We start from the raw sequence: 25,397 nt of genomic DNA, 5'->3' as shown, positions 1-25,397 counted from the left end.
TGTTTTGGATAGAGGTATATTGCCTCGCGGAGAGACGGTATGCGCTTTCGTCATTTCATATTTCATACTTATTTTCTAATGCGACGTCCGATGACGCTGGGCGTCAGGGCTATTGTCTTCGATGAAAAGAAGAATTCCGTTTTTCTTGTGAAGCATACCTATGTCCCCGGATGGCAATTGCCGGGCGGAGGCGTCGAACGCGGCGAGACCTTCGGGCAGGCGCTGGAAAAGGAACTGCGCGAGGAGGCCAACATCGTTCTGAAAGGCCCACCGCAGCTTTTTGCGCTTTACAAGAATGCGCATGCGTCGCCGCGCGACCACGTGGCGCTTTATGTATGCAGGAAATTCGAACAGACGGCCCCGCGTTTGCCGGACCGGGAAATCGCAGAATGCGGTTTCTTTCCTCTGGACGATTTGCCGGAAGGGACGACGCCGTCAACCAAGCGGCGTCTGCAGGAAGCGCTTCACGATCTGGAACCGCTTCCGCTTTGGTGAAGGCACATTGGCTGCGCCTTCACCGTGACATGCGTAATTTTAGAAGCGGTAGGTAACACCCGTACCGATCAGCCATGGATTGAGCTTGGCCTTGCCGCTGACTTCCGTGCCGCCGATCAGGGTGGCATCGAACTTGGGCTCCAGGAACAGCTTCTTGACGTCGAAGTTCACGCCCCAATGCTCGTTGAGCATGTAGTCGAAGCCAATCTGCAGCGCGCCGCCGAATGCATTCTTGACCTTGAGATATTCAACGCCAGTCGCATCCTGATTGTAGAACATGGTGTAGTTCACGCCCGCGCCGACATAAGGCTTGAAGGCGCCGAAATTGGTGAAGTGATATTGCATGGTGAGGGTCGGAGGCAGAATCCATGCCTTGCCGATCTTGCCCAATCCGTCGATTGAACCGGCGCCATTGATATTGGCATAGGTCGTGCCGAGAATGAGTTCGGCAGCGAAATTATCGGTGAAGTAATAGGTGATGTCGAGTTCAGGTGTGATCGACTTCGAATAGTCGAGATCAGAACCCGAAATGCCGTTCACATAGCCGGAATTCTGGGGGATGACGCCGAGTGCGCGCACACGGATCTGCCATGGCGACAGGGCTTCCGGAATGGCCTGAATTTCAGATGCAGGCTGTGCTACCACGGCGTCCGCAGCAAATGCTGCCGGCGCGGCAAAGGTCAGCGCGGTTGCGGCCAGCAATCCCCTCGTGAAGCGGTTCATCTTCTCTCTCCTTAAGTCGTGTTCGGTCTTGTCAGTCTTGTTAGCCTTGGGGGGTAGTGATGTGTGCAATCTGGACCGCGCAACGAAACGCCCCATTGATCGAAATCAAAGGGGCGCAAGAGATTTGAGAGAGTGCTGATGTTCTAACAATAGTGTTGCAGGAAAAACGCAGTCCCGTTTGGTCAGGCTTTCGGAAACCGACCCCGGTCATGCGGCGCAGAGAAGTTGATCTCCGGTCCGAGCGGCACAATGCCCGTCGGATTGATGTTCTTGTGGCTGCGATAATAGTGGCCCTTGATGTGCTCCATGTTCACGGTCGAGGCCACGCCCGGCACCTGATAGAGTTCACGCGTGTAATTCCAAAGGTTCGGGTAATCGGCAATACGGCGCAGATTGCACTTGAAATGGCCAACATAGACCGGATCGAAACGCAAGAGCGTCGTGAACAGCCGCCAGTCCGCTTCTGTCAGGCGGTCGCCGGTCAGATAACGCTGGCGCGAAAGCCGATCCTCAAGCGAATCGAGTGCCGCGAACAATTGCCCGAACGCTTCCTCATAGGCCTCCTGCGTGGTGGCGAAACCGGCGCGATAAACCCCGTTGTTGATATTGGGGTAGATGAAATCGTTGAGGGCATCGATTTCACCGCGCAACGCTTCCGGATAAAAGTCGAGCGAAGCGTCACCGAAATCGTTGAAAGCGGTGTTGAGCATGCGGATGATTTCCGCTGACTCGTTGGACACGATTGTCTGTTGCTCTTTGTCCCAGAGCACCGGCACCGTGACGCGGCCGGAATAGTTTGGATCGGCGCGAGTGTAGATTTCATGCAAACGCTTTGCACCGTAAAGTGCATCGCCGGTGCTGCCGGTCGTGCCGTAGAAGGTCCAGCCTTCTTCCGCCATCAGGTAGTCCACGACCGATACCGAGATGACATCTTCAAGTCCCTTCAGGGCACGGAAGATCAGCGTGCGATGCGCCCACGGACAGGCATATGAAACGTAGAGATGGTAGCGCCCAGGCTCAGCCTTGAAGCCGCCTTCGCCCGTCGGACCGGCGCTGCCGTCTGCCGTTACCCAGTTGCGGAATTGTGATTTCGAACGTTCAAAGCGGCCTTTCGTGCTCTCGGTGTCGTACCAGACATCGTGCCACTTGCCATCGACCAGAAGTCCCATGTGATTTCTCCTTTTGCAAAGAGAATAGGGCGAGAACCGCCATTTTGCAGCATTGCAAGCCGTGAACAGTGCGTAACGGTTCCAAAAAGATCAGTCTAAGCCGCCATTTTGAAAAAAATAGTTTTACCTCTGTCCATTTTGGTGTAATGCAACTTCCAAATTGCGGTCATTCAAACGCCGACCGCCAAGGAGAACGATTAATGGAAATGCTTTTCATCCGACGATGAAACTTGAACCGCGCCCAAGCGCGGAATGCATTCCATTGACCTGATGGTCCCCGACTTCTCCTATTGCGATCTAAGCCCATGCAGCAGCTTGAACTGACCTACGCGCAGGAATGCCCGGCGCACGACATTGAAATCGAAGCCATCAATGCCGAAGCCTTCGGACCCGGCCGGTTTACCCGGGCCGCGCATTTTATCCGTGAAGGTGGTCCGCACGCCCTCGACCTTTCCTTCGTTGCGCTGATGGGCGGCATCGTCGTTGGCTCAGTACGGCAGACGCCGGTTATCGTCGGCAAGACGCCCGCACTCCTGCTTGGACCACTTGCTGTGCGGCCTGAGTGGAAGAAGCGGGGCATTGGCGGCAAGCTGATGCGCATGTCGCTGGAAGCGGCGAAGAAGGCCGGTCACAAGCTGGTTATTCTCGTCGGCGACGAGCCCTACTACGGTCCGTTCGGTTTCAAGATGGTGCCTGCTGGCTCCATGGTCATGCCAGCATCGGTCGATCCGCGCCGGATGCTTGCCTGCGAACTCGCAACCGGTGCGCTGAACGGTGTCAGCGGCATCGTGCGCCACGCCAACCGGGCAAAATAGTTAAATGAGGGGAAAGCGAGGGGCGGTTTACCGCCCTTCGCGATACCACATGCTGCCGAAGACGAAGAGCAGCAGGCCGAGCGCCAGGAAGCCGGAGAACAACGGCAGGCGATTGACGCTTTTCAGCTGCGTATCCGAGGTTTCACGCAGGCCAATCCAGTCGTTGCCGCTGGCGCTACGGTTGCCGCTGATTGCGGTAATCGTGGGAACCCGGACCGAACTATCGGCACTTGCATGCACGCGATGGACCGAGCCACCGGCCGCTTCAGCGAGCGGCTTCAAACGATCCGTTGTGGAGATACTGTCCGCAAATTCCGGCGCATCGATCGGCCCGACATGGGCCAGTGCTTCCAGATCGCCGTTTTTCACCCGGAAGATGCCGATCTCGTCCGTTTGCTGCGAACCTTCAAACAGGCCTGGCTTGCTGGGCGCAAGATTGACCTGCAATTCCTTGCCGGATGGGGTCGAGACGGTTGCAACACCCGGATTGTCGCCCATGGTCTGGCGGCGGATGGAAAGGGTGCGGCCATTGCCTGAGGCGGTCAGCGCCTCTTCCTCCAGTTCCGGCTCCTGCATCAGCCAATGGGCGATACGGCGATAGAGCGAAGCATAAGGGCCGCCGCCTTCGAAGCCGCGCGCCCAAAGCCAGCCCTGATCGGAGAGGAACATGCCGACGCGGCCTTTTCCGACGCGGTTGAGAACCAGCAACGGCTTGTTGTCCGCGCCACTCATCACTGTTTCGCCCTGCGGCGCGGTGATGTCGATGGTGCGGAACCAGCGGCTCCAGTGCGGCGGCTCCTGTTCGCTGCCATCAAGCCCGCGCGTGACGGGGTGGCGTTTGCCGATCGTCGTGAGGCGTGGATAGAACGCCTTTTCCGTCACGGCACCAGTCGGCATGGCGGGCAGGGCGCTATAAAGCGGCGTGCGGGCAATCGACATTTCGCCTGCATATTCCGGGCCGGCTGCGACCAGCAAGGCACCGCCATTCTCCACATATTGCGCAATGTAATCGTAATAGAGGAGCGGCAGCACATCGCGGTGCTGATAGCGGTCGAGAATAATGAGGTCGAACTCGTTGACCTTGTCCACGAAGAGTTCGCGGGTCGGGAAAGCGATCAGCGACAATTCGTTGATCGGAGTGCCGTCCTGCTTTTCCGGCGGGCGCAAAATGGTGAAGTGAACGAGATCGACGGCGGCATCGGATTTCAGCAGGTTGCGCCATGTGCGTTCACCATTGTGCGGCTCACCGGAAACGAGCAGCACGCGCAGGTTCTCGCGCACGCCGTCCACGGTTGCGACAGCGCGATTGTTGGTGTCTGTTACTTCACCGGGAAGCGCTGGCGTGGCGATTTCGACAATGTTGACACCGGCGCGCGGCAAGGTGATGGTGACGGGTGTTTCCTGCCCGACCTGCGCTTCTTCCTCGCTGACGGTTTCGCCATTGACGCGGATTTCGACCGGCGCAGGGCTGCCGAGGTTTTTGCCTTCATCGATCACCGTAAACGACATTTCGAGCGGCTTGCCGCTGATGCCATAACGCGGTGCCTTGTTGAAGCGGATGCGGCGGTCGAATTCGTCCGGCTTTCCGGTCACGAGACCATGCAGCGGCGCATCGAAGCCGAGCGCATTCTTGTTACCTGGGATGTCGTGCACCTGACCGTCGGTAATCATGATCGCGCCCGCGACGCGGGACGGTGGCACGTCGAGAAGCGAACGTGCCAGCGGCCCAAAAAGCCGGGTTGCATAACCGTCTTCGTTTTCGCCGGGCTTACCTGCTTCTACCACGCGGGTTTCAAACTGCGGCATGGTGGCAAGCTGGTCCTGCACCGCCTTCAAGGCAGCATCAGTGTCGGCACGACGGCTGCCGAGTTCCTGGCTCTGGCTGCGATCTACGACCACCGAGACCACGCTTTTCAGCGGTTCGCGTTCTTCATTGATGATGACGGGATTGAAAAGCGCGAGCGCAAGTGCCGCCGCAGCCAGCAGACGGATCAGACCGCCGCGCATCCGTAACGCAATCGTGGCCAGCACCAACAGCGCCAGCGGCACGAGGATGGCAATCAGCCAGGGCGTGGAGAGGAACGGTTCGAATTCGATATCCATTCTCACCTCCTACCGCCGTTCGCGTTCACGACGAGGGGAAAAGAGAAGCGGGATCGGGCGATGACGTGGCTGCAAAACATCATGCTAGTTCCCCAGCCGTTCGATGAGGTCCTTGGCGTGGACCTGATCGGATTTGTAGTTGCCGGTCAGCATATACATCACGATATTCACGCCGCCGCGAATGGCATAGATGCGCTGCATCGGATCGTTTGGCACAGTCGGGAGCAGCGGATTGCCTTGCTCATCCACAGCCCATGCGCCAGCGAAATCATTGGCTGTAATCATGATCGGCGTCACGCCGTCGCCGGTGCGCACGGGGCGCTCCCGTGGCGAAGCGTTCGGTGTCGAAGCCTCCACCCACAGTGGGCTTCCTTCATAGCGACCCGGAAAATCGGGCATGATGAAGAAGGATTTGGTCAGCACATGATCGTCAGGCACGGGTTCCAGCGGCGGAACGTTCATGCCGTCGAGAATGGCGCGCAGGCGCTGGTTGGCGGGTGAGGCGGACGGATCGAGGCTGGCTCCGGCCTGCAACTGGTCGCGCGTGTCGAAAAGCACGGTGCCGCCTTGCTGCATATAGGCATCGACATTGGCAATCGCTTCCGGGCTCGGCATCGGTGCCTGCGGGTCGATAGGCCAGTAGATCAGCGGATAAAAGGCCAGTTCGTCCTTGGCGGGGTCGACGCCGATAGGGTCGCCCGGTTCGAGTGCGGTCTTGTCCATCAGCGCGAAGCTCAAGCCCCGCATGCCTGCCTTGCTGATGTCGTCGGTCTGGGCGCTGCCGGTGATGACATAGGCAAGATGCGTCTGCGAGACGGAGTTGATGATCGCCTCGTCTCCGGGCTTGCTGTCGTCATGCACCTGCTCTTGAGCCCCAGACTGGGATTGAGTCTGTGCTTTTGCTTCGCCCATTCCGGAAGGAAGAAGGTTGAAGGCGAGGGAACCGGCCAACAGAACAGCTATTCCCGCCACCTTGGCACGCACTTTCATGCGGCGACGGAAGGCCCCGCGCAGCCACAGCATCAAAAGCGTATCGAGTGCGAGAAGCATTGCGGCGATCGCAAAGAATGGACCCGCCAGTGAAATCGACTGGTCCGATGTATAGGAGGCAGGTGTTATTCCGACGGAAAGTGTCGGCTGGGCAATGGGTTGCAGCTTGATGTTCGCACCTTCGAAGATGTTGAGCGCTTTCAAGCCGTCCTCATTGCCATAAAAGCCGGGCGGCGTGTTGATGCTGACGCTGGCCTGCTTGTTCTTTTCGACGATCAGTGGCTTGGCCTCGGATGTCGGCGGGGTCAGCGCGCCGGAAGCCGAAAGCAGCTGGTAGGGCGGCAGAGAGACCGAAGCCTGATTTTCCTGCGCGCCGGTTCTCTGTGACAGCGACACGATGCGGCGCAGCATTTCCACGAAGGAACCCGAAATGGGCAGGCTCGACCAACTGGCATCGGGAGAGATGTGGAACAACACGATATTGCCGCGTCCGCGCTGTTCGCCGGTCACAAGCGGCGTTCCATCCTGAAGAACGGCGTAAGCCTTGTCGTTGAGATCGAACGACGGCTCGGCAAGAACCTGCCGGGTGACGGTCACATCATCGGGGACAGCCAGACCGGCAAAAGGTCCCTTGTCAGGAAAAATGCGCAGCTTCTGCGGTTCGGACCAGGACAGCGTGCCGCCCAAGGCGCGCTCGCCCTTGCGCAATTTCACCGGCAGAAGCGGATCATTGTCGCTGGCACCGGCAAGGCGCGGGCCTGCGAACCGCACCAGCGTGCCGCCGTCCTCGATCCATTTGGAAAGCTGTTCGGTGACAGGCTGTGGCAGCGTGCCGATATCGGCCATGATGAGGATCGACGGCTTTGCATCCAGCACTTCCGGCACGGATTGCAGAAGATCGGCAGAACGTGGTTCGATCAGATTGACATAGGGCGACAGGGCACGGGAAATATAATGCAGCGGCGAGAGAAGGGGCTGCGCCAGATCGCCGTCACCGCTGGCGATAAGGCCGACGGTGCGCCGTTCCGATCCTGCATCAATCAGCCGTGTTGCGCCTGCCTGTTCGATACCATCGACACGGATCAGGCGGAAATCGTTGCGAAGCTCCACTGGCAGGTTGAACCGTGCCGTGCCTTCCGCACTTCCAAGCGCGAAGGAAAGCGGCGCCTCGGCGATGCGGCGTCCCTTGTCGTCATAGGCAGCGGCAGTGAGCGTGCGCGGAGCCGATACGCCTTCCGGGCGGATGGCGACGGCTTCCAGACTGTCAGCCTTGTTGTCTATGCCGGTCAGCGCCAAAGTGCGGCTGAGGCTCGCGCCATACCAGAGAACGGAGGCGAGATGCCCCGACTTGTCCAGTTCTGCGAAGGTTTCCGCATCATCTGATGATGCCAGTCCGTCGTTCATGAAGGCAAGGCGGACCTTTGTATCCGCGGGCAAGGTGGAAGCCAGTCGGTCCATTGCCGACTTGCGGTCAACCGGGATCGGGCGCGGCTCCAGTGCCTGAAGGCGCTCGGCAGCACTCTTGCCGTCATAGGGGCCGATTTCGGCGTTGGCCGGTTCCGCCGAACCCACGATGTAGATCGGAGCATTGCTGCCCTCTGCATCGGAGATGAGTTTTTCGGCAGCATTGACCCGCTGTTGCCAGTCCTCGGCGGAAGCCCAGCCATTGTCGATGACGATGGCAAGCGGCTCATTGCCGGACAGCGCGACCGGACGCGGATTCCAGACCGGCGAGGCAAGTGCGAGAATGACGAGCGCGGCAATCAGCAGCCGCAGCAGCGTCATCCACCATGGACTTTTCGACGGCACTTCCTCGCGCTTGAAAACCTGCGCCAGAATGCGAAGCGGCGGAAAGGTTTCTTCCTGCGGACGCGGCGGCGTCATGCGCAAAAGCCACCAGATGACCGGCAGGGCGATCAGCCCCGCGAGAATGAGCGGCGAACCGAAGGCGAGCGGCAGAAAATTCATGTGCGCGCGCCTCCCGCTGCAGGCAGGGCGGCGCTCAAGTTTCCGCTGGTGCTCAGCGCATCGTGAAGCCGTGCCAGTGCTTCCGCCGTCGGCCTGTCTGTCCGGTGGACCGTATAGCTCCAGCCGAGCCGCTTGCAGAAATCCGACAGGGTTTCACGGCGCGCAATGTAGAGGCGGCGATAATCGTCCGCATAGGTTTCGGCCCGACCGGCGACGAGCGTGGCGCCGGTTTCAGGATCGCGGAATTCGGTGCGGCCCGAATAGGGAAATGTTTCTTCGGCAGGATCGGCAACTTCAACCAGATGCGCGCGGACACCGCGTTGTGCCAGACGGTCGAGAAGATCGGTCAGTTCATCGAACGGATGCAGGAAATCCGATACGAGGACGACTTCCGAAAAACGGCGGATCTGGGTGATGTCGGGCAGTGCTGCAACCGGCGCTTCGTGCATCAGCGCTGCCGCCAGACGTTCAGCTCCGTTGCGGGCAGAAAAAGGCTGGATCAGCGCCGGAAAGGCAATGCGTTCGCCCGAGCGCGATAAAAGTTCGGCAAGAGCGAGCGTCAGCACGAGCGAACGCGCTTCCTTGGAAACAGGCGCGAGCTGCGAGCGATAGAGCATTGAGGGCGAGAAATCGCACCAGAGCCAGACCGTATGGGCGGATTCCCATTCGCGGTCGCGGACATAGGTATGATCGTCGCGCGCGGAACGCCGCCAGTCGATACGGGCAAGGGATTCGCCGTCCACATAGGGGCGGAACTGCCAGAAATTTTCGCCGGGACCGCGTTTGCGCCGTCCGTGCCAGCCATTCATGACGGTGTTGACCACGCGCTGAGCTTCAACCAGCAGATCGGGGATAGCCGCTGCCCGCGCACGGGCGCGAGCAAGTGTCTCCTTGCGATCTGCGGTGGAAACTTCTGCGCCAATGACCATCAGACGGCAGCCTTTACCAAATTTGCGATGACGTCACGAATATGCATGCCGTCGGCGCGCGCAGCAAAGTTGAGCGCCATGCGGTGCTGAAGGACTGGCTCGGCCAGTGCCTTCACGTCGTCTACGGATGGGGCGAGACGGCCTTCATAGAGCGCGCGAGCGCGTGCGCAGAGCATCAATGCCTGGCTGGCGCGGGGGCCGGGACCCCAGGCGATGTGCTTCTTCGCATGGTCGTTATCGGCATCGGGACGGGCGGAGCGCACCAGCTTGAGGATTGCTTCCACAACGCTTTCCGACACCGGCATGCGTCGCACTAAAGTCTGCATTTCGATCAGCCGTTCGGCGTTGATGATCTCATAGGCCTTGGCCTCGGAAACGCCGGTTGTTTCCAGAAGAATGCGGCGTTCCGCATCCAGTTCCGGATAGAGAATGTCGATCTGCATCAGGAAGCGATCGAGCTGGGCTTCCGGCAGCGGATAGGTGCCTTCCTGTTCCAGCGGGTTCTGTGTCGCAAGCACATGAAACGGTGCGGGCAAGTCGTAGCGCTGGCCCGCGACCGTGACATGATATTCCTGCATGGCCTGCAAAAGCGCAGACTGCGTGCGCGGCGAAGCACGGTTGATTTCGTCAGCCATCAGGAGCTGCGCGAAGATCGGGCCCTTGAGATAGCGGAAGGAGCGGCGCCCGTCGGCATCTTGTTCCATGACTTCCGAACCGATGATGTCGGATGGCATCAGGTCGGGCGTGAACTGGATGCGCTGGCCGGAAAGGCCGAGCACGGTGCCCAGCGTTTCGACCAGCTTGGTCTTGGCGAGACCCGGTACGCCGACCAGCAAGGCGTGCCCGCCAGCCAGAACGGCGACGAGCGTGCGCTCGATCACGTTTTCCTGACCGAAGATCACAGTCCCGACGCTTTCCTTGATGCGTGCGATGTCCGCGAGCGCCCGTTCGGCCTCCGCGACGATCTGTTCGGGATTGGCGGTTTCAGGCGTAACGATAACGCTCATGTGGACCTCGCAATATGACCGCTCTGGCGGAAGTGCCTTATAAATCGCATATAGTGCTGACAAGCCGCGAAACGGTGACTATTTCATGACTTCGAGCATATTAAACACATTCGAGCAGGAATAACCGAGTCGGATGATAAAAAGCACCCCTGAAGGCAAAGACGCGCCGCAAAGTTCGATGCGCACCGCGGAAGGAACTGGCGGGCTGGAAGCCCTGATTGCGCGCGCCCATGCGGATGCGCAAAGCGGTCCGGCGACGAAAGAGCGCGGAATCCCGCCTGTTGAGCGCTGGAACCCTGACTTTTGCGGCGATCTCGATATGGAAATCAAGGCAGATGGCACCTGGTTCTATATGGGTACGCCGATTGGGCGCAAACAGCTTGTGCGGCTGTTTTCGACCGTGCTGCGCAAGGACGACGACGGCCGGACCTATCTCGTAACTCCGGTGGAAAAAGTCGGCATCCGCGTCGAGGATGCGCATTTTGTTGCCGTCGAGATGGAAGTGTCTGGCGAAGGCGATGCGCAGGTGCTGACCTTCCGCACCAATGTGGGAGATGTCGTGACCGCCGACGCGCAGCATCCCCTGCGCTTCGTGATCGAGCGGACAAGCGGTGGATTGAAGCCCTATGTGCTGGTTCGTGGACGGCTGGAGGCGCTGATTGCGCGTGCTGTGATGTATGATCTGGTGGCGCTGGGCGAAGAGATCGAAATCGACGGCGTGCCGACATTTGCGGTTCGCTCTGGCGGCGTGGTCTTTCCGATCATGGCTTCCGATGCACTGGAGGCTGCACTGCAATGAGTGAATTCCCAGCCTTTTCAGCCGGTGATTTTGCCGAGCGGGTTCGGCAGTGGCGTCCCAGCCAGGATGATCTGACGGGCGATCATTCGCTTAATCCCGATATTACACAATTAATGACGATGGCTAAGATGCGCGACGCCGCCGTGCTGGTGCCGGTGGTGGATCGCGGATCGGAGGCCACACTGCTTTTGACGCAACGCACCGATACGCTGCGCAAGCATTCCGGCCAGATCGCCTTTCCGGGCGGCGCAATCGACCCGGAGGACGGCACGGCGGAACGGGCTGCACTGCGCGAGGCGAATGAGGAAATCGGGCTTGCGGCGGATCGTGCGGAGATCATCGGCAACCTGCCGCGTTATCTCACCGGTAGCGGATTTTCGATCACGCCCATTCTGGCGGTGGTGAAAACACCGTTTGACGTGCATCCGAACCCGGATGAAGTCGCCGATATTTTCGAGGTGCCGCTTTCCTTCCTGATGAACCCGGAGAACCATCGGCGTGAAAGCCGGGTATTCAACGGCAAGGAACGCTTTTATTACGCCATGCCTTATCACGAGCGATTCATCTGGGGGGCAACCGCCGGTATCATTCGCGGACTTTATGAAAGGCTCTACGTTTGAGCGAGAGTATGAATATTTCCGGCAAGGCGGACTGGCTGAAAGCAAAGCCGTTGCAAGGCCTGTTCAAGGCGCTGAACCGCGATGGCGGCGAGGCGCGTGTCGTGGGTGGCGCAGTGCGCAACACGCTGCTCGGCACCAAGGTCAGCGATGTCGATCTGGCAACGACGCATTTGCCGCAGGATACGGTGAGGCTGGCAAATGAAGCCGGTTTCAAGCCGGTGCCGACCGGTATCGAGCATGGCACGATCACTGTTGTCGTGCAGGGCCATCCGTTCGAGGTCACGACGCTGCGGCAGGATATTGAAACCAATGGCCGCCATGCCAAGGTCGCCTTCGGCACCGACTGGAAAGCCGATGCGGAACGGCGCGACTTCACCATCAATGCACTTTATGTGACGGCTGATGGCAGCGTGATCGATGATGTGGGCGGGCTTGGCGATATTGAGAGCCGGACGCTACGCTTCATCGGCGATGCGGAACAGCGCATTCGAGAGGATTACCTGCGCATCCTGCGCTTTTTCCGCTTCTTCGCCTGGTATGGTTCGGGACGGCCCGAGGCTGAGGGCTTGCGCGCCAGCGCACGATTGAAGGACGGTCTTTCACAACTTTCCGCCGAACGGGTCTGGTCGGAACTGAAGAAACTCCTGTCCGCTCCCGATCCGTCGCGCGCGCTTTTGTGGATGCGACAGGCCGGTGTCTTGAATCTCATTCTGCCTGAAAGCGAGAAATGGGGCATCGACGCCATTCATGGGCTGGTGCGGACCGAGGCCGATCTTGGCTGGCAGCCTGATCCGCTGCTGCGGCTTGAAAGCATTATTCCACCCGACAGCGTGCGGATGGAGGAGATGGGCAAGCGGCTGAAAATGTCCAATGCGGAAAGGGCGCGGCTTGAAGCCTGGGCACGGGCCGATGCGGTCAAGCCGGAGCTTTCCGAGCAAGCTTTGAAGAAGACTATCTATCGCGGCAGCAAGCAGGCTGTGCTTGACCGCATTCGTCTGGCCTATGCGGCGGCGAGGGCCGATGCTGTGGGCAGCGACGATGCGATGATCCGCGCCGGTGGTTTCGCACGTCTTCTCGATGCTGCCGAACATTACGATGCGCCTGTTTTCCCTGTCACGGGCAGTGATCTTCTGGCTTTGGGCATTGAAAAAGGCCCCGGTCTTGGAGAAACATTGCGGTCTCTCGAAACTTTCTGGATTGACTCCGGTTTTAGTATTGACCGTGCCACGCTTCTGGACAAACTTGATCGCGGTTAGAGCGGTTTCGCTCTAACCGCTTTTTCTCAGGCATTTCCGAACACAAAACCGTGTCTCACTTTTGTTGGAAATGCCCTGAAAATGAATAGCTAATGGCTTGCTTGCAAATTTCAGCCGTAGTTTCATCGCTTTATAGCTGGAGCATGTTTCCCAAAAGTGGGAACCGGTTTTGGGGCGAAACATACCCAAAACAGGCCCAATACTGGCAAAGAAAACTTTTCAGCGCGCGTTTTGAAAGAATATGAGATGTCCAACCCCGATACATCGATACAAGACAAAGCAGCGACCGATCCGAAGCAGAAGTTTGGCACCGAAGGCATCGCCGCCATGGACCGGCCAAGCCCGATCACCCGTTTTTTCATGGGGATCGTATCCTGGGCCGAAGGTCTCAATCTGAAATATGCCAAGCTCGGCAATCCGCCCGTCTACGACAATGCGACTTTCCCCTGGTCCGCCGAGATCGAGAAGGAATGGCCTGCCATCCGCAAGGAGCTGGATACGGTTCTGCTGCGTCAGAGTGAGCTGCCTTCCTTTCAGGATATTTCGACCGATGTGAAAACGATCTCGACCGATAATCGCTGGAAGACATTCTTCCTGCTCGGTTTCGGTGTGAAGTCGGAACAGAACATCAAGGCATGCCCGGAAACCTGGCGTATCGTGAACAAGATTCCCGGCCTGACGACGGCAATGTTCTCCATCTTCGAACCGGGCAAGCATCTGCCGCCGCATCGCGGACCTTATAATGGCGTGCTGCGCCTGCATCTTGGTCTCATCGTGCCGGAACCGAATGACCAGCTTGCCATCCGCGTGGACAATCAGGTCTGTCATTGGCAGGAAGGCAAGGTGTTGATTTTCGACGATGCCTATGAGCATGAGGCGTGGAACCATACCGACAAAACGCGCGTGGTCCTTTTCGTCGACTTTGTGAAGCCGCTCAAGTTCCCGGCTCGACTGGTCAACTGGTGCCTGATGAACCTTGCGATCTTCACGCCGTTCATCAAGGAGGGGCTCGATAACCACAATGAGTGGGAAAAGAAGTTTTATGCGGAAGCCGAAAAGCTGCGCAACCAGCCGAAAAACTGAACGGTTTGACAGCGGCGCTCAGCGCTTATAAATGTGCAGGAGGGCTTATCGCCCTCCTGTTTTTATGTGTTCCCTGCCGCACTGCCATTTTGGGTTTTGCCGGGAATACCATGACGAGGAATTGTTGATGCCGGAGATTGTAGGAAGCCTTTGATCGTTCCGAACAAGCTGCAAGATGGCAGGCGCTGAGAGCGTCTGACTGGCAGTGTTCAGGAGCGGAAACGGCATTGGCCGTGGATGGTTCACCATCCGCGAGAGCTGATGCTTGTCATGGTTTCCATCCAGGCAAGAACAACAATGAATATCTCACGCATGGAACAGCGCGTCTTGCACGTGCTGGCGCAGGGCGGTTACATCCGCCATCTGCGCGAAGACGGACATATCTGCGAAATCGAATGCTTTACCCGTGAAGGCTATCTGCTTTCCGATTGCACGATGGCAGTTTTCCAGCAATTGCGCCGTAAGCGGCTGATCGAATCCCGAATGGGCAGTCCTTATCGCATCTCGTTCAAAGGGCGCGAAAATGTTCGCGCTCAGCTCAATAACCGGTGAAGGAGAGCGTCATGCATATTCGCAAGGAAACGTCTGAAGACGCCGCCGAAATCCGTCACCTCACGGATGAGGCATTCCGCACCGTGGCTTATAGCAACCAGAAGGAAGGAGAGATCGTTGATGCGCTTCGCGCTGCAAAGGCGCTCACTCTGTCGCTGGTTGCCGAAGATAAGGGCGAAATTCTGGGTCATGTCGCATTCTCGCCCGTCCTGATCGGCGGCGAGGACAAGGGCTGGTACGGGCTTGGCCCTGTTTCGGTCCGTCCAGACCGGCAAGGCGAGGGGATCGGCGGCAAGCTGATCCGCGAAGGCCTTGCGCTATTGCGTGCGACTGGAGCTAAAGGCTGCGTTCTTCTGGGTGATCCCGGCTATTACGGTCGTTTCGGCTTCAAGGCCGATGCGCGGCTGAAACTGCCGGGTGTGCCCGCGGAATATTTTCAGTGTCTGGCCTTCGGGCCCGATATGCCACAGGGCGATGCCGCCTATCATACCGCATTCAACATATAAAAAAGGGCCGGGAAACCGGCCCTTTTCATTCAGTACTGTTAAGGCCACTTCACCACGGGCGGCATGGAAGACAGGATGGAATTCACATTGCCGCCGGTCTTGAGGCCGAAGATCGTACCGCGATCATAGAGCAGGTTGAACTCGACATAGCGGCCACGGCGGATGAGCTGCTCGTTGCGATCTGCGTCGGTCCAGTCCTTGTTGAAGTTCTGGCGCACCAGATGCGGATAGACGACCGAGAAACCTCGTCCCACGTCGCGTGTATAGGCAAAATCCGCGTCCCAGCCGCCTTTTTCGTCCGGCGAATGCAGCCAGTCATAGAAGATGCCACCGGTGCCACGCGGTTCATTGCGATGCGGCAGGAAGAAATATTCGTCGCACCAGTCCTTCACGCGCTGATAGTCGACGATGTCCTTGTGCTTCTCGCAGATGAAACGGAAAGCCTTGTGGAAGGCGAGTGTATCGGGATCGTCCTGCGTACGGCGGCTGTCCAGAACCGGCGTCAGGTCGGCACCGCCGCCGAACCACTGGCGCGTGGTCACGACCATGCGCGTGTTCATGTGGACGGCAGGCACATTCGGGTTTTGCGGATGGGCGATGAGCGAAATGCCGCTCGCCCAATAACGCGGGTCTTCCTCTGCGCCGGGAATCTGCTTGCGGAACTCCGGCGAGAACTCGCCATAGACCGTCGAGACATGCACACCGACCTTTTCGAAGACACGGCCATGCATGATCGACATGACGCCACCGCCGCCACGGCCTTCGTCCTTCTGCCAGGGCGTGCGGACGAAACGTCCGGGCTCACGATCTGAAAGTGGGCCCTGCAATTCATCTTCAAGTTGTTCGTAGCTTGCACAGATACGGTCGCGCAGTTCCTCGAACCAGCGCTGTGCCGCCTGTTTCTTCTCTTCGATGTCTGCGGGGATGATTGCTGGAATTTCGTCGCGTTGCATTGTCTGTTTCCTTCCGGCGCGGTTTGCCGGATCGCTCGGCGGTATCAGGCAGCCAAGGGTAAATGGATGAACTATTATTTCTTGGCTTATCAAAGTCCGCTGCAGGCGCAAAGCACGAAGCGCGCGATCACAGGGTAGTATAGACCCTCTCCCCAAGAAAAGACTCGTCTTTGTAGACCCGCTCCCCTATCTTTCTCTACCTAGGGTTTGGAAGTCATTCATTTCCGGTTTTGCCGGGAGGGCATAGCATGACAGCAGCACCGCCCCGTCCACCGCTCGAAGGCTTGCGCAAGCAGCTGCAGAAGAGTCGCGCCCAGAAAGGCCTGAAGCAAAGCCGGATGCCGCGCGACGGTTTCGTTCGCGAGACATTCACCCTGCCGAGGCTGGCGGCACGTGAAAAAGCGCGTGAATGGTTCGAGACATTCCCGAAAGCGGCCTACTGGACGGAAATCGAGAGCTGGTGCGAGCGCCCGGATGACGTGATCGAGTTCACCATGCGCCGGCTGGCGACTGCGGATTAGCGAACTGGTTCAGCCCAGCGGCTTAATTCAATGAATCGAGATTCCAATTAGGACATTGTAAAAACGCCCTGCGGCAAAAGCCCGGGGCGCTTTCAATTCTGGTTCGTTATATCGTTACCCGTTTTGTCTCACGTTGGAAGCTTTGGTTTCAACGTGAGTCTGTTCGACACGATCGAAACAAAGTTCTAGAATTTTACTTTCAGGCCAGCTGATACAGTTGCTGCCTGAAGCGAAGCGCCAGCGCCGTCTGGCACGAAGCTCACGGTGTTGTCGGAGTGATCGAAAGTTTGGGTGTCACCTCTCATTTTCAAGTGCTTTTCAAACCCGGCAGTGACGTAAAGGCTTGTTTGTTCGTTAAACGAATAGGAAGCGTTGGCTTGAAGTTCAAAGTATGGCGCACTGTCAAATGTTTCGTTGAAACGCAGGTTGCGTAGCCAGTGATCGTCGACATCTTTGCCGGAAACGGTGACACCAACACGTCCGAGAGCGCTGAACGACCATCGATCCAGCTTGGTGGTCCATTCAGAACCAATGAAAAGCGCAGGCAAACGCTGTTCGTAACTTATTACTTTTCCGTCAGAAAATGTTCCTTCAGTGTCACGAAAATCGGTTGAACTGTAGACATAATCGCCGCCATAAGCCGTCCACTTCACGTTCGTATACTTAAATCCGCCATGAATATTCAGCGTATTCTGCGGATTGATAACGAAGTTATGCCCCAGGGCGACATCAAAACTGATGTAGCGGTCTAAATCGGTTTCACTTAGAGAGTGATCTGTCCAGTTGTTAAAGTCGTATCCGCTGAAACCGCCTACGTCGGAAAGCCAATCATAATCGTGTAAATTTCCGCTTCCAGTCAGACCGACGTTCAAGTTTCCTGAGAATGTAAGGTCAGAACCAATGTCTGCCGTTATCTTGCCGTTTAAGATCGGCATTTGAGACTTCCAGATAAGATGACTTATTCTATTGTCTTCGTCGTAGACTAGTTCGTCAGCTTTGATCCAGGAGTATCCGATGCTTCCAGAAAATGTATAATTTACATCTGTGGTTTTCTGATTTGAAATATCCGCCGAAATGGCATTGCTGCAGTTCAAAGAATATAAAAAAATAAAGAATATAATTTTCTTCATTATTTAGCCCCATATCAATTAGAGTGTAATTTGAGATGGAGTAATTTTTATAATACTTTGAATCAACCGCTTGTTTGAGCTGGCAATTTATATTCAAAAAAAACTGCCAGCTCAATGATTGGAGTTTTATTTCCCTGCAGTCTGTGGTGCCTTCTCCCACGCATTCCAGTTCTGGATAATGCTGTCGGCATAGGCCTTCCCGACGCGATAGGCGTTGGTTGTGGCGAGCGGGAAGCCGCCGGAATTTGCGGCAAGCGATTCAGCAGCCGTCTGGTCCTTGCCCTGACGGTCGAAGTTCGACGCGGTGCGCAGCAATGCGATGCGGTTGAAATCGAGCTTGCCAGCGTCGGCAGCCCGTTTCAGCGAGGTCAGTGTGGCATTGTCTTCCATCTGGGATGTGCAGTAGTCGGCCTTGCCGTCGGTCAGAAGCTTCGACCATTCGGTCATGGCTTCGCCGAGCTTCGCGCCGTGCCAGTAGGTATCGCCCGAAGCCGTATCGCAGATCGTGACCTTTGGCGAGCCGGTCGCCGCTTCCTGCGTGTAGTGCTTGCGGTATTCCTTCGCTGCGTCGCTATCGAGAAGTTCGATGCCCTTGGTTGTTGCCAGTGCGTAATCGGCCAGCTTGCCGTTCAGTTCGAAGACTTCAGTGCCCGCAGCCCATTTCGGCTTTTCGCCGGGCTTTGCAGCACCGAGGCCGAAAAAGTCCGTTGGCCAGCCTTCCGGTGCTTCCCGAATGTCGATGCGATGGTTCAGATTGGCATCGACGGAATATTTTGCCCAATGCGCCGATCCGAGTGTGCCGTGCTTCGGGTCGACACCGGCAATGCCAGCGATCAGGAAATAGGTGTGCGAGAGGTCGAGCTTGTCGCTCAGCGCCATAGCCGCCGTCGCGCTTGCGGCATTGGCGAAGCCCATCGCCGTCGTCATGTGACAGAGGCCTTCGGCGGTGCAGTCGATCTCTGGATATTCGGGGCTCAGGCCCGGCAGCTTGATCTTCTGCGTGAATTTTTCGCCTTCAAGCCATGGCTTGGCTTCTTCGCCGAACATGGTGATGACCATCACCTTTGGCGCGATAGGCGAAGCCTCCTTGGCGAAAGCCGGAGCGCTTGCCAGCAGGGAAGCGGCGGAAGCAGCAAGAGTGAGTGTACGAACAGACAGGTTCATGGACGAAGCGAGCCTTTCAGACCGGATGGGGCGGGGGTGCTTTGCGAAGCCGGTCCTTTCGCGAAGCGCAATTCTGGCGTTGTCATTCCTGCCGGAGGGAATCGACCTTGTCCCTCCGCTGGCGCAGAGCTTCGCCTGCCGTCATCGCAACCGAAACCGCAAGATTTAGCGATCTCGCGCCGGGCATCATCGGGATCAGAAGCCGTGCATCGGCGGAATTGTGGACATTGTCGGGAACGCCCGACGACTCACGCCCGAAGAGCAGAATGTCATTTTCCTGAAACCGATAATCCGTATAGGGGATCGCTGCCTTGGTGGACAGCAACACGATCCGGCGCTTGGCCTGCAGACGCCAGTCTTCGAAGTGGTGCCAGTCCGCATGGCGGGTGAGGGTTGCCTGCTCCAGATAGTCCATGCCGGCACGCTTCAGGGACCGGTCGGAAATGTCGAACCCGGCAGGTTCGATCAGGTCGACCGCGAAGCCGAGGCAAGCGGCCATACGCAGGATGGTTCCCGTGTTGCCGGGAATGTCGGGCTGGTAAAGTGCGACGCGCAGTTCCATATGATGCGGGTAACGCGAAATGCAGATCGCCGCAAGCACCGAAGGCGGCAATAGCCGGAACATCAACAGCTCCGGTGTCGTGATTTCTACAGAAAACATCTGTAGAAATATTCCCGTTTTGTTCCTCTTCCGTCTTGGCAATTCTTCCGGGACCACCTAAAAGGTGCACCATGTTCAGATGGTTTGAAAAACGACTCGAAGCCTATCCCGAAGAGCCGCCGCGCGAGCCCCCGCGCGGACTGGTAGCCTTTTGCCTTTATTATACCCGCGGTGCCTGGCCGTGGATCATCGGCATGGCAATCTTCACCACGCTCATCGCCGTGATCGAAGTGTCGCTCTTTGCCTTCATGGGCAATATTGTCGACTGGCTGTCACATCAGTCGCGAGAGACATTTCTGAGCAATGAAGGCTGGCGGCTTGCGCTGATTGCTGGTGTTGTTCTGGTCGTCCTTCCGGGCGTGGTACTGATCCATTCGCTGCTTATCCACCAGACATTGCTCGGCAATTATCCGATGCGTGTGCGCTGGCTGATGCACCGTTACCTGATCCGCCAGTCGATGGCTTTCTTTCAGGATGAGTTTGCCGGGCGTATTTCAACCAAGCTGATGCAGACTGCGCTCGCCGTTCGTGAAACGGTGATGAAGCTTCTGGACGTGCTCAACTATGTGATCGTCTATTTTGCGGGCACGCTGTTTATTGCAGCGTCTGCGGACCTTGTCCTGATGATCCCGTTTGCCGTCTGGCTCGTCGTCTACATCATATTGCTGCGCGTTTTCATCCCGCGTCTGCGCGTGATTTCAGAACAGCAGGCCGATGCGCGTTCATCGATGACGGGACGTATCGTCGACAGCTACACCAATATCGCAACCGTGAAGCTTTTCTCGCATTCAAGCCGGGAAGAATCATATGTGAAGGAAAGCCTCGATGGCTTCCTCGGTACCGTGCATCGGCAGATGCGACTCATCACGTTGTTTCATTTCACGCTCTATATGGCGAACTGCATTCTGCTGTTTGCGGTGGGTGCAATCGGCATCCAGCTCTGGATGAATGAAGCGATTTCCGTTGGCGCCGTTGCTGTGGGCATTGGTCTGGTTCTGCGCCTCAACGGCATGTCGCAGTGGATCATGTGGGAAATGTCGGCCCTGTTTGAAAATATAGGTACGGTGGAGGACGGGATCACGACGATTGCGCGTTCGCATGAGGTCGTGGACGTCCCCAGTGCACCGGCATTGCAGGTGACCAGAGGCGAACTCGACTTCGACAAGATCGGCTTCCATTACGGCAAGGGCAAAGGGGTTATCGAAAATCTCACGCTCACGATCCAGCCGGGCCAGAAAGTGGGTCTGGTTGGGCGGTCCGGTGCTGGCAAGTCCACGCTGGTCAATCTGCTGTTGCGCTTCTACGATCTGGAGAAGGGCCGCATTCTGATCGATGGGCAGGACATCTCCAAAGTCACGCAGGATTCGCTTCGCGCCAATATCGGCATGGTGACGCAGGATACCTCGCTTCTGCACCGTTCGGTTCGTGAGAACATCATGTATGGGCGGCCGGATGCGACCGAAGAGATGCTCCAGCAGGCCATTCGTCTGGCGCAGGCCGACCAGTTCATTCCGCTGCTGACCGACCCGAAGGGACGGCAGGGGCTGGATGCGCATGTCGGCGAACGGGGAGTCAAGCTTTCCGGCGGACAGCGCCAGCGCATTGCCATTGCGCGTGTGATGCTGAAGGATGCGCCGATCCTCATTCTGGACGAGGCGACCTCGGCGCTCGATTCGGAAGTCGAAGCAGCCATTCAGGATAGTCTCAACACCTTGATGGAAGGCAAGACCGTGATTGCCATCGCGCACCGCCTTTCCACCATTGCGGCGCTTGATCGTCTCGTGGTGATGGACAAGGGGCGCATCGTCGAAGATGGCACGCATGAGGAACTTGTGGCGCTCGGCGGCATTTATGCAAGTCTATGGGCCCGCCAGTCCGGCGGTTTCCTCGGCTTCGATGAAAATCCCGAGGATGCGCTGGTACAATAAGGACAGAAGCCATTGATGAAAGCGGTTTACAGCCTGTTCGAACGTTGGGTCGATCCCTTTCGTGAACCGGACCGGCTGAGACCGCCTTCAACCACGCTCGGCTTTCTCTGGCATTATGCGAGGCAAGCGAAATGGCCGCTCGCCGTTTCGCTTGCGGTTGGCGGATTGCTGCCGCTGGTCGAGGCGGGCCTGTTCTATTTCACCGGCAGGCTGGTCGATATTCTCGATCAGGCGGGGAAGGGTGGCGTCGAACGAAGCTGGTCGGCGCTTTTGCAGGCGGCAGGGCCAGAACTTCTGTTCATGGGCATAACCGTCCTTGTAATCCGCCTCGTCGTGACGGCGATCAACACGCTGCTGGAAGACCAGACCTTGTCGCCGGGTTTCTACAATATGATCCGCTGGCAGGCGAACTCCTATGTTCTCCGCCAGTCCTATGCCTTCTTCCAGAATGATTTTGCCGGGCGCATTGCCACCAAGGTCTGGCAGGCGGGGCAAGCGGCAGGCGATCTCATTGAAAGTCTCATTCAGGTCGTCTGGTTCATGGCGATCTACAGCATCACCACGCTGTTTCTGGTCGGTCGGCTCGACTGGCGGCTGGCAGCGGCGGTAGTCCTTTGGATCATTGCCTTCGGCTTCATCGCCTGGCGCTATCTGCCGCGCATCCGCAAGCACGCTGAGGCTTCTGCCGAGGCGGGATCGATGATTAACGGGCGTATCGTTGACAGCTATTCCAACATCCAGACGATCAAGCTCAATACTGCCGATGACGATGAGCGCTATCTGCGCGATGGTTTCGAGCGGTATCTCGGCGCAATTCTTCCGTTCATGCGCTCACTCACCGGCGTTCGTGTTTCGCTCACCGCACTTTCCGGCCTGATGATCGTGACGGTTGCGGCGATTGCCATCGATTTGTGGACGCGCAATGCCATCACGGTCGGGCAGGTGTCGTTCACGCTTGGCCTCGTGCTGCGCCTCAATATGCTCCTTGGCCGTCTCATGATGCAGCTCAATGGCATGCTGCGCCAGCTCGGACTGATCGAGAATTCCATGCGGCTGGTTTCTGCTCCGCTCGGTCTTGAGGATAGGCCCGGTGCCAAACCCTTGCAGGTGACTAAGGCGCGTATCGATGTTCAGGATGTCACGTTCCACTACGGCAAGGCTGCGGGCGTTCTCGACAATATCAACCTCACTGTGCGCGGTGGTGAACGCGTCGGTCTCGTCGGGCATTCCGGGGCGGGCAAGTCTACCCTCGTAAATCTCATCCTGCGCCTCTACGATGTCGAGAAAGGCGCGATCCTCGTGGACGGTCAGGACATTCGCGATGTCACCCAGACCTCGCTGCGTCGGGCGGTCGCGGTCGTCAGTCAGGAAACTGCATTGCTGCACAGGTCGCTGCGCGACAACATCATGCTGGCGCGCGACGATGCGACCGACGAAGAACTGCTGCAGGCAGCACGTCAGGCCGAAGCCGATGGGTTCATTGCCAGTCTGGAGGATTTCCAGGGGCGGCGGTCGTTCGATGCCTTTGTGGGCGAGCGCGGCGTCAAGCTTTCTGGCGGGCAGCGCCAGCGCATTGCTATCGCTCGCGCTATTTTGAAGGACGCGCCAATCCTCATCCTCGATGAGGCGACTTCCGCACTCGATTCGGAGGTCGAAGCTTCGATTCAGGAGAATTTGAAACGCCTTATGGATGGAAAGACGGTTATTGCGATTGCTCACCGCCTTTCCACCATCGCAGCGCTCGATCGTCTCGTTGTGATGGATCAAGGCCGCATCGTGGAGGAGGGGACGCATGACGAACTTATCGCCCGCGGTGGCATCTATGCGGGACTTTGGGCCCGCCAGTCGGGCGGTTTCATAGGGAGGAACGGAGAAAGCTGAAAGCTTTCCACTGTCTGTAATGCGTTATCGCTTTGCTGTGCATTCCCTGAATTGAGCAAGCAAATCCGCCTGCGACATCGTGCCGTCATAAGGGGTTGGTGTCTGGACAAGCGATTTTTACGCGCATAAACCGGATAGTGAAATGGAGGGAATTTCGTCCTGTGAGCACTTGCAGGACTACTTTTGCGCAAGTGCAAAAGAGGACGAGGGGAGAGTTCAATTGAACATGCAGGTTGAAAAGGAATTGGCACGTGAGCGCACACGACACGGCTGAGCCGACACGGCGTGATTTTTTGTATATTGCGACGGGAATGGCCGGTGTCGTCGGAGTTGGCGGACTGGCCTGGCCGTTTATCGACCAGATGCGTCCGGACGCTTCGACACTCGCGGCTGCGTCCATCGAGGTTGATGTTTCGTCCCTGACGGAAGGAGCATCACTAACTGTCAAATGGCGTGGTAAGCCGGTTTTCATTCGTAACCGCTCCGCCAAGGAAATCGAGGATGCCAAGACAACCGCTCTTGGTGATCTCAAGGATCAGAACGCACGTAACGCCAACCTCGCAGCGGATGCGCAGGCGACCGATGTCGCCCGCTCGGCAGGCGAGGGCAAGGAAAACTGGCTGGTGATGATCGGCGTGTGTACCCATCTGGGTTGCGTGCCGCTCGGTGAATCCGGTTCTTTCGGTGGCTGGTTCTGCCCATGCCATGGCTCGACCTATGACACTGCCGGACGTATCCGCAGTGGTCCGGCTCCGGAGAACATGCACATTCCGCAATATGCGTTCGCTTCCGATACGGTCATCAGGATCGGCTAACAGGTCTTGGGGAGAGAAGACATGAGTGGTGGACACTCCACATACACGCCGAAGACCGGCATCGAAAAATGGGTGGACGAACGGCTTCCCTTGCCGCGTCTCGTCTATGATTCCTTCGTGGCCTATCCGACGCCGCGTAACCTGAACTACATGTACACCTTTGGTGGCATTTTGAGCTTCATGCTCATTTCGCAGATCCTGACCGGCGTTGTGCTGGCCATGCATTATGCTGCCGATACGGGCATTGCGTTCAATTCCGTCGAAAAGATCATGCGCGACGTCAACTCCGGTTGGCTGCTGCGCTACATGCACTCCAACGGTGCATCCTTCTTCTTCATTGCCGTCTATCTCCATATCGCTCGCGGTCTCTATTACGGTTCCTACAAGGCGCCGCGCGAGCTTCTGTGGATTCTGGGCGTGGTGATCTTCCTTCTCATGATGGCTACCGCCTTCATGGGCTACGTGCTGCCATGGGGCCAGATGTCCTTCTGGGGTGCGACGGTTATCACCGGCTTCTTCACGGCTTTCCCGATCATCGGCGAACCGATCCAGCAGCTTCTGCTGGGCGGCTTTGCGGTCGACAATCCAACGCTCAACCGCTTTTTCTCGCTGCACTATCTGCTGCCGTTCATGATTGCCGGTGTCGTTATCCTGCACGTCTGGGCGCTGCATGTGACGGGTCAGACCAATCCGACCGGCATTGAAGTCAAGTCCAAGACCGACACGCTGCCGTTCACGCCTTATGCGACCATCAAGGACGCTTTCGGCGCGCTCGTCTTCTTCGTGTTCTTCGCCTACTTCGTCTTCTACATGCCGAACTTCCTCGGTCATCCGGATAACTATATCCCGGCTGATTCTCTGAAGACACCTGCTCACATCGTTCCAGAATGGTACTTCCTGCCGTTCTACGCGATGCTGCGCGCCATCACCTTCAACATCGGCCCGATCGACTCGAAGCTCGGCGGCGTTCTGACCATGTTCGGTTCGATCGCAATCCTCTTCGTCGTGCCGTGGCTCGATACGTCGAAGGTTCGTTCGGCTGTCTATCGTCCGTGGTTCAAGCTGTTCTTCTGGCTGTTCGTGATCAACGCCATCTTCCTCGGCTGGCTGGGTTCGCGTCCTGCGGAAGGTTCCTACGTCTTCATGGCGCAGCTGGGTACGCTCTACTACTTTGCTTTCTTCATCATCATCATGCCGGTCATCGGCTTGATCGAAACGCCGAAGCGTTTGCCGAACTCGATCACCGAGGCGGTTCTGGAGAAGAGCGGCAAGGCCGGGGTTACCCCCGTGGAAATCCCTGTTGAAACTCGGGGCTGAACCAGCGAGAGA

23 protein-coding genes are annotated in these 25,397 nt (G+C 57.6%); 13 read left to right on the top strand and 10 right to left on the bottom strand.

Going from position 1 to position 25,397, the window contains the following annotated elements:
• Window positions 1-39 precede the first annotated feature (39 nt).
• Entirely contained in the window at window positions 40-495 is a 456-nt protein-coding gene (locus FG152_RS12025; RefSeq protein WP_010659587.1) for an NUDIX domain-containing protein, read from the top strand.
• A 39-nt stretch (window positions 496-534) separates the two neighbouring features.
• On the opposite strand, the gene FG152_RS12020 is transcribed toward FG152_RS12025, so the two are convergent.
• Window positions 535-1,218, bottom strand: a complete 684-nt coding sequence (locus tag FG152_RS12020; protein WP_010659588.1) for an OmpW/AlkL family protein — start codon at window positions 1,216-1,218, stop codon at window positions 535-537.
• A gap of 182 nt (window positions 1,219-1,400) precedes the next feature.
• A complete protein-coding gene (locus tag FG152_RS12015; protein WP_010659589.1) occupies window positions 1,401-2,387 on the bottom strand; it encodes a glutathione S-transferase family protein in 987 nt (328 codons plus the stop codon).
• Window positions 2,388-2,692: 305 nt separating this feature from the next.
• Between FG152_RS12015 and FG152_RS12010 the strand changes: the two genes are divergently transcribed.
• Window positions 2,693-3,202 (top strand): GNAT family N-acetyltransferase, encoded by a 510-nt coding sequence (locus FG152_RS12010; protein ID WP_010659590.1) that lies wholly within the window; start codon window positions 2,693-2,695, stop codon window positions 3,200-3,202.
• A 27-nt stretch (window positions 3,203-3,229) separates the two neighbouring features.
• On the opposite strand, the gene FG152_RS12005 is transcribed toward FG152_RS12010, so the two are convergent.
• The 4 genes from FG152_RS12005 to FG152_RS11990 form a co-directional block, all read right to left on the bottom strand.
• Complete coding sequence (locus FG152_RS12005) at window positions 3,230-5,305, bottom strand: glutamine amidotransferase (protein WP_010659591.1); 2,076 nt, start codon at window positions 5,303-5,305, stop codon at window positions 3,230-3,232.
• Window positions 5,306-5,389: 84 nt separating this feature from the next.
• A complete protein-coding gene (locus FG152_RS12000) occupies window positions 5,390-8,263 on the bottom strand; it encodes a DUF4159 domain-containing protein (protein ID WP_010659592.1) in 2,874 nt (957 codons plus the stop codon).
• Window positions 8,260-9,192 carry a DUF58 domain-containing protein gene (locus FG152_RS11995; protein ID WP_010659593.1) on the bottom strand — a complete coding sequence of 311 codons (933 nt, stop codon included), beginning with the start codon at window positions 9,190-9,192 and terminating at the stop codon, window positions 8,260-8,262. The genes FG152_RS12000 and FG152_RS11995 overlap by 4 nt, the downstream gene beginning before the upstream one ends.
• On the bottom strand, window positions 9,192-10,199 hold the full coding sequence (locus tag FG152_RS11990; RefSeq protein ID WP_010659594.1) for an AAA family ATPase: 1,008 nt from the start codon (window positions 10,197-10,199) through the stop codon (window positions 9,192-9,194). The genes FG152_RS11995 and FG152_RS11990 overlap by 1 nt, the downstream gene beginning before the upstream one ends.
• A 133-nt stretch (window positions 10,200-10,332) precedes the next feature.
• On the opposite strand from FG152_RS11990, the gene FG152_RS11985 reads away from it, so the two are divergent.
• The 6 genes from FG152_RS11985 to FG152_RS11960 all read left to right on the top strand — a co-directional run bounded on the left by FG152_RS11985 (window position 10,333) and on the right by FG152_RS11960 (window position 15,015).
• Entirely contained in the window at window positions 10,333-10,998 is a 666-nt protein-coding gene (locus FG152_RS11985) for a DUF1285 domain-containing protein (RefSeq protein WP_010659595.1), read from the top strand.
• Window positions 10,995-11,618: a CoA pyrophosphatase gene (locus tag FG152_RS11980; protein ID WP_010659596.1), complete on the top strand. Its 624-nt coding sequence runs from the start codon at window positions 10,995-10,997 to the stop codon at window positions 11,616-11,618. The genes FG152_RS11985 and FG152_RS11980 overlap by 4 nt, the downstream gene beginning before the upstream one ends.
• Entirely contained in the window at window positions 11,615-12,874 is a 1,260-nt protein-coding gene (locus FG152_RS11975; RefSeq protein WP_029376055.1) for a CCA tRNA nucleotidyltransferase, read from the top strand. Before FG152_RS11980 ends, FG152_RS11975 begins: the two co-directional genes overlap by 4 nt.
• Window positions 12,875-13,120: 246 nt before the next feature.
• Window positions 13,121-13,957, top strand: a complete 837-nt coding sequence (olsC, locus tag FG152_RS11970; protein WP_010659598.1) for an ornithine lipid ester-linked acyl 2-hydroxylase OlsC — start codon at window positions 13,121-13,123, stop codon at window positions 13,955-13,957.
• 297 nt (window positions 13,958-14,254) lie between these two features.
• The gene (locus FG152_RS11965) at window positions 14,255-14,509 is read left to right on the top strand and encodes a YjhX family toxin (protein WP_010659599.1); all 255 of its coding nucleotides are present in this window, start codon (window positions 14,255-14,257) and stop codon (window positions 14,507-14,509) included.
• An 11-nt stretch (window positions 14,510-14,520) separates the two neighbouring features.
• Window positions 14,521-15,015, top strand: coding sequence for a GNAT family N-acetyltransferase (locus tag FG152_RS11960; protein WP_010659600.1), 495 nt, complete (start codon window positions 14,521-14,523; stop codon window positions 15,013-15,015).
• Between the two features lie 38 nt (window positions 15,016-15,053).
• On the opposite strand, the gene hemF is transcribed toward FG152_RS11960, so the two are convergent.
• A complete protein-coding gene (gene hemF / locus FG152_RS11955; RefSeq protein ID WP_010659601.1) occupies window positions 15,054-15,968 on the bottom strand; it encodes an oxygen-dependent coproporphyrinogen oxidase in 915 nt (304 codons plus the stop codon).
• Between the two features lie 248 nt (window positions 15,969-16,216).
• Between hemF and FG152_RS11950 the strand changes: the two genes are divergently transcribed.
• Window positions 16,217-16,489 carry a hypothetical protein gene (locus FG152_RS11950; RefSeq protein WP_010659602.1) on the top strand — a complete coding sequence of 91 codons (273 nt, stop codon included), beginning with the start codon at window positions 16,217-16,219 and terminating at the stop codon, window positions 16,487-16,489.
• A 185-nt stretch (window positions 16,490-16,674) separates the two neighbouring features.
• On the opposite strand, the gene FG152_RS11945 is transcribed toward FG152_RS11950, so the two are convergent.
• The 3 genes from FG152_RS11945 to FG152_RS11935 all read right to left on the bottom strand — a co-directional run bounded on the left by FG152_RS11945 (window position 16,675) and on the right by FG152_RS11935 (window position 19,345).
• Entirely contained in the window at window positions 16,675-17,619 is a 945-nt protein-coding gene (locus tag FG152_RS11945; protein WP_036563636.1) for an omptin family outer membrane protease, read from the bottom strand.
• Between the two features lie 126 nt (window positions 17,620-17,745).
• A complete protein-coding gene (locus FG152_RS11940) occupies window positions 17,746-18,783 on the bottom strand; it encodes a purine-nucleoside phosphorylase (RefSeq protein WP_010659605.1) in 1,038 nt (345 codons plus the stop codon).
• Between the two features lie 82 nt (window positions 18,784-18,865).
• On the bottom strand, window positions 18,866-19,345 hold the full coding sequence (locus FG152_RS11935) for a tRNA (cytidine(34)-2'-O)-methyltransferase (RefSeq protein WP_010659606.1): 480 nt from the start codon (window positions 19,343-19,345) through the stop codon (window positions 18,866-18,868).
• Between the two features lie 170 nt (window positions 19,346-19,515).
• Here FG152_RS11935 and FG152_RS11930 point away from each other — a divergent pair, with 170 nt between their 5' ends.
• From FG152_RS11930 to FG152_RS11915, 4 genes are all read left to right on the top strand, one after another.
• Window positions 19,516-21,372 carry an ABC transporter ATP-binding protein gene (locus FG152_RS11930; RefSeq protein WP_010659607.1) on the top strand — a complete coding sequence of 619 codons (1,857 nt, stop codon included), beginning with the start codon at window positions 19,516-19,518 and terminating at the stop codon, window positions 21,370-21,372.
• A 15-nt stretch (window positions 21,373-21,387) separates the two neighbouring features.
• Window positions 21,388-23,253 (top strand): ABC transporter ATP-binding protein, encoded by a 1,866-nt coding sequence (locus FG152_RS11925; protein ID WP_029376056.1) that lies wholly within the window; start codon window positions 21,388-21,390, stop codon window positions 23,251-23,253.
• A gap of 251 nt (window positions 23,254-23,504) precedes the next feature.
• Window positions 23,505-24,068 carry a ubiquinol-cytochrome c reductase iron-sulfur subunit gene (gene petA, locus FG152_RS11920; protein WP_010659609.1) on the top strand — a complete coding sequence of 188 codons (564 nt, stop codon included), beginning with the start codon at window positions 23,505-23,507 and terminating at the stop codon, window positions 24,066-24,068.
• A gap of 21 nt (window positions 24,069-24,089) precedes the next feature.
• Window positions 24,090-25,385, top strand: a complete 1,296-nt coding sequence (locus tag FG152_RS11915) for a cytochrome b (RefSeq protein WP_010659610.1) — start codon at window positions 24,090-24,092, stop codon at window positions 25,383-25,385.
• Window positions 25,386-25,397 lie beyond the last annotated feature (12 nt).

Source organism: Ochrobactrum sp. XJ1 (assembly GCF_024701725.1).
In the GTDB taxonomy this organism is placed as follows: domain Bacteria; phylum Pseudomonadota; class Alphaproteobacteria; order Rhizobiales; family Rhizobiaceae; genus Brucella; species Brucella anthropi.
The sequence above is the reverse complement of the archived record's forward strand: the minus strand, read 5'-3'. Positions and strand labels throughout refer to the sequence as shown.

Bases quoted from the DNA above. Each gene is read 5' to 3' on its own strand.
- FG152_RS12010 (WP_010659590.1), top strand. From the start codon at position 2,693: ATGCAGCAGCTTGAACTGACCTACGCGCAGGAATGCCCGGCGCACGAC.
- FG152_RS11965 (WP_010659599.1), top strand. From the start codon at position 14,255: ATGAATATCTCACGCATGGAACAGCGCGTCTTGCACGTGCTGGCGCAG.
- FG152_RS11995 (WP_010659593.1), bottom strand. From the start codon at position 9,192: ATGGTCATTGGCGCAGAAGTTTCCACCGCAGATCGCAAGGAGACACTT.
- FG152_RS11925 (WP_029376056.1), top strand. From the start codon at position 21,388: ATGAAAGCGGTTTACAGCCTGTTCGAACGTTGGGTCGATCCCTTTCGT.
- FG152_RS11930 (WP_010659607.1), top strand. From the start codon at position 19,516: ATGTTCAGATGGTTTGAAAAACGACTCGAAGCCTATCCCGAAGAGCCG.
- FG152_RS12020 (WP_010659588.1), bottom strand. From the start codon at position 1,218: ATGAACCGCTTCACGAGGGGATTGCTGGCCGCAACCGCGCTGACCTTT.
- FG152_RS12000 (WP_010659592.1), bottom strand. From the start codon at position 8,263: ATGAATTTTCTGCCGCTCGCCTTCGGTTCGCCGCTCATTCTCGCGGGG.
- FG152_RS11960 (WP_010659600.1), top strand. From the start codon at position 14,521: ATGCATATTCGCAAGGAAACGTCTGAAGACGCCGCCGAAATCCGTCAC.
- FG152_RS12025 (WP_010659587.1), top strand. From the start codon at position 40: ATGCGCTTTCGTCATTTCATATTTCATACTTATTTTCTAATGCGACGT.
- FG152_RS11985 (WP_010659595.1), top strand. From the start codon at position 10,333: ATGATAAAAAGCACCCCTGAAGGCAAAGACGCGCCGCAAAGTTCGATG.
- FG152_RS12015 (WP_010659589.1), bottom strand. From the start codon at position 2,387: ATGGGACTTCTGGTCGATGGCAAGTGGCACGATGTCTGGTACGACACC.
- FG152_RS11935 (WP_010659606.1), bottom strand. From the start codon at position 19,345: ATGGAACTGCGCGTCGCACTTTACCAGCCCGACATTCCCGGCAACACG.
- hemF (WP_010659601.1), bottom strand. From the start codon at position 15,968: ATGCAACGCGACGAAATTCCAGCAATCATCCCCGCAGACATCGAAGAG.
- FG152_RS11940 (WP_010659605.1), bottom strand. From the start codon at position 18,783: ATGAACCTGTCTGTTCGTACACTCACTCTTGCTGCTTCCGCCGCTTCC.
- FG152_RS11915 (WP_010659610.1), top strand. From the start codon at position 24,090: ATGAGTGGTGGACACTCCACATACACGCCGAAGACCGGCATCGAAAAA.
- FG152_RS11950 (WP_010659602.1), top strand. From the start codon at position 16,217: ATGACAGCAGCACCGCCCCGTCCACCGCTCGAAGGCTTGCGCAAGCAG.
- FG152_RS11945 (WP_036563636.1), bottom strand. From the start codon at position 17,619: ATGAAGAAAATTATATTCTTTATTTTTTTATATTCTTTGAACTGCAGC.
- FG152_RS11990 (WP_010659594.1), bottom strand. From the start codon at position 10,199: ATGAGCGTTATCGTTACGCCTGAAACCGCCAATCCCGAACAGATCGTC.
- FG152_RS11980 (WP_010659596.1), top strand. From the start codon at position 10,995: ATGAGTGAATTCCCAGCCTTTTCAGCCGGTGATTTTGCCGAGCGGGTT.
- FG152_RS12005 (WP_010659591.1), bottom strand. From the start codon at position 5,305: ATGGATATCGAATTCGAACCGTTCCTCTCCACGCCCTGGCTGATTGCC.
- olsC (WP_010659598.1), top strand. From the start codon at position 13,121: ATGTCCAACCCCGATACATCGATACAAGACAAAGCAGCGACCGATCCG.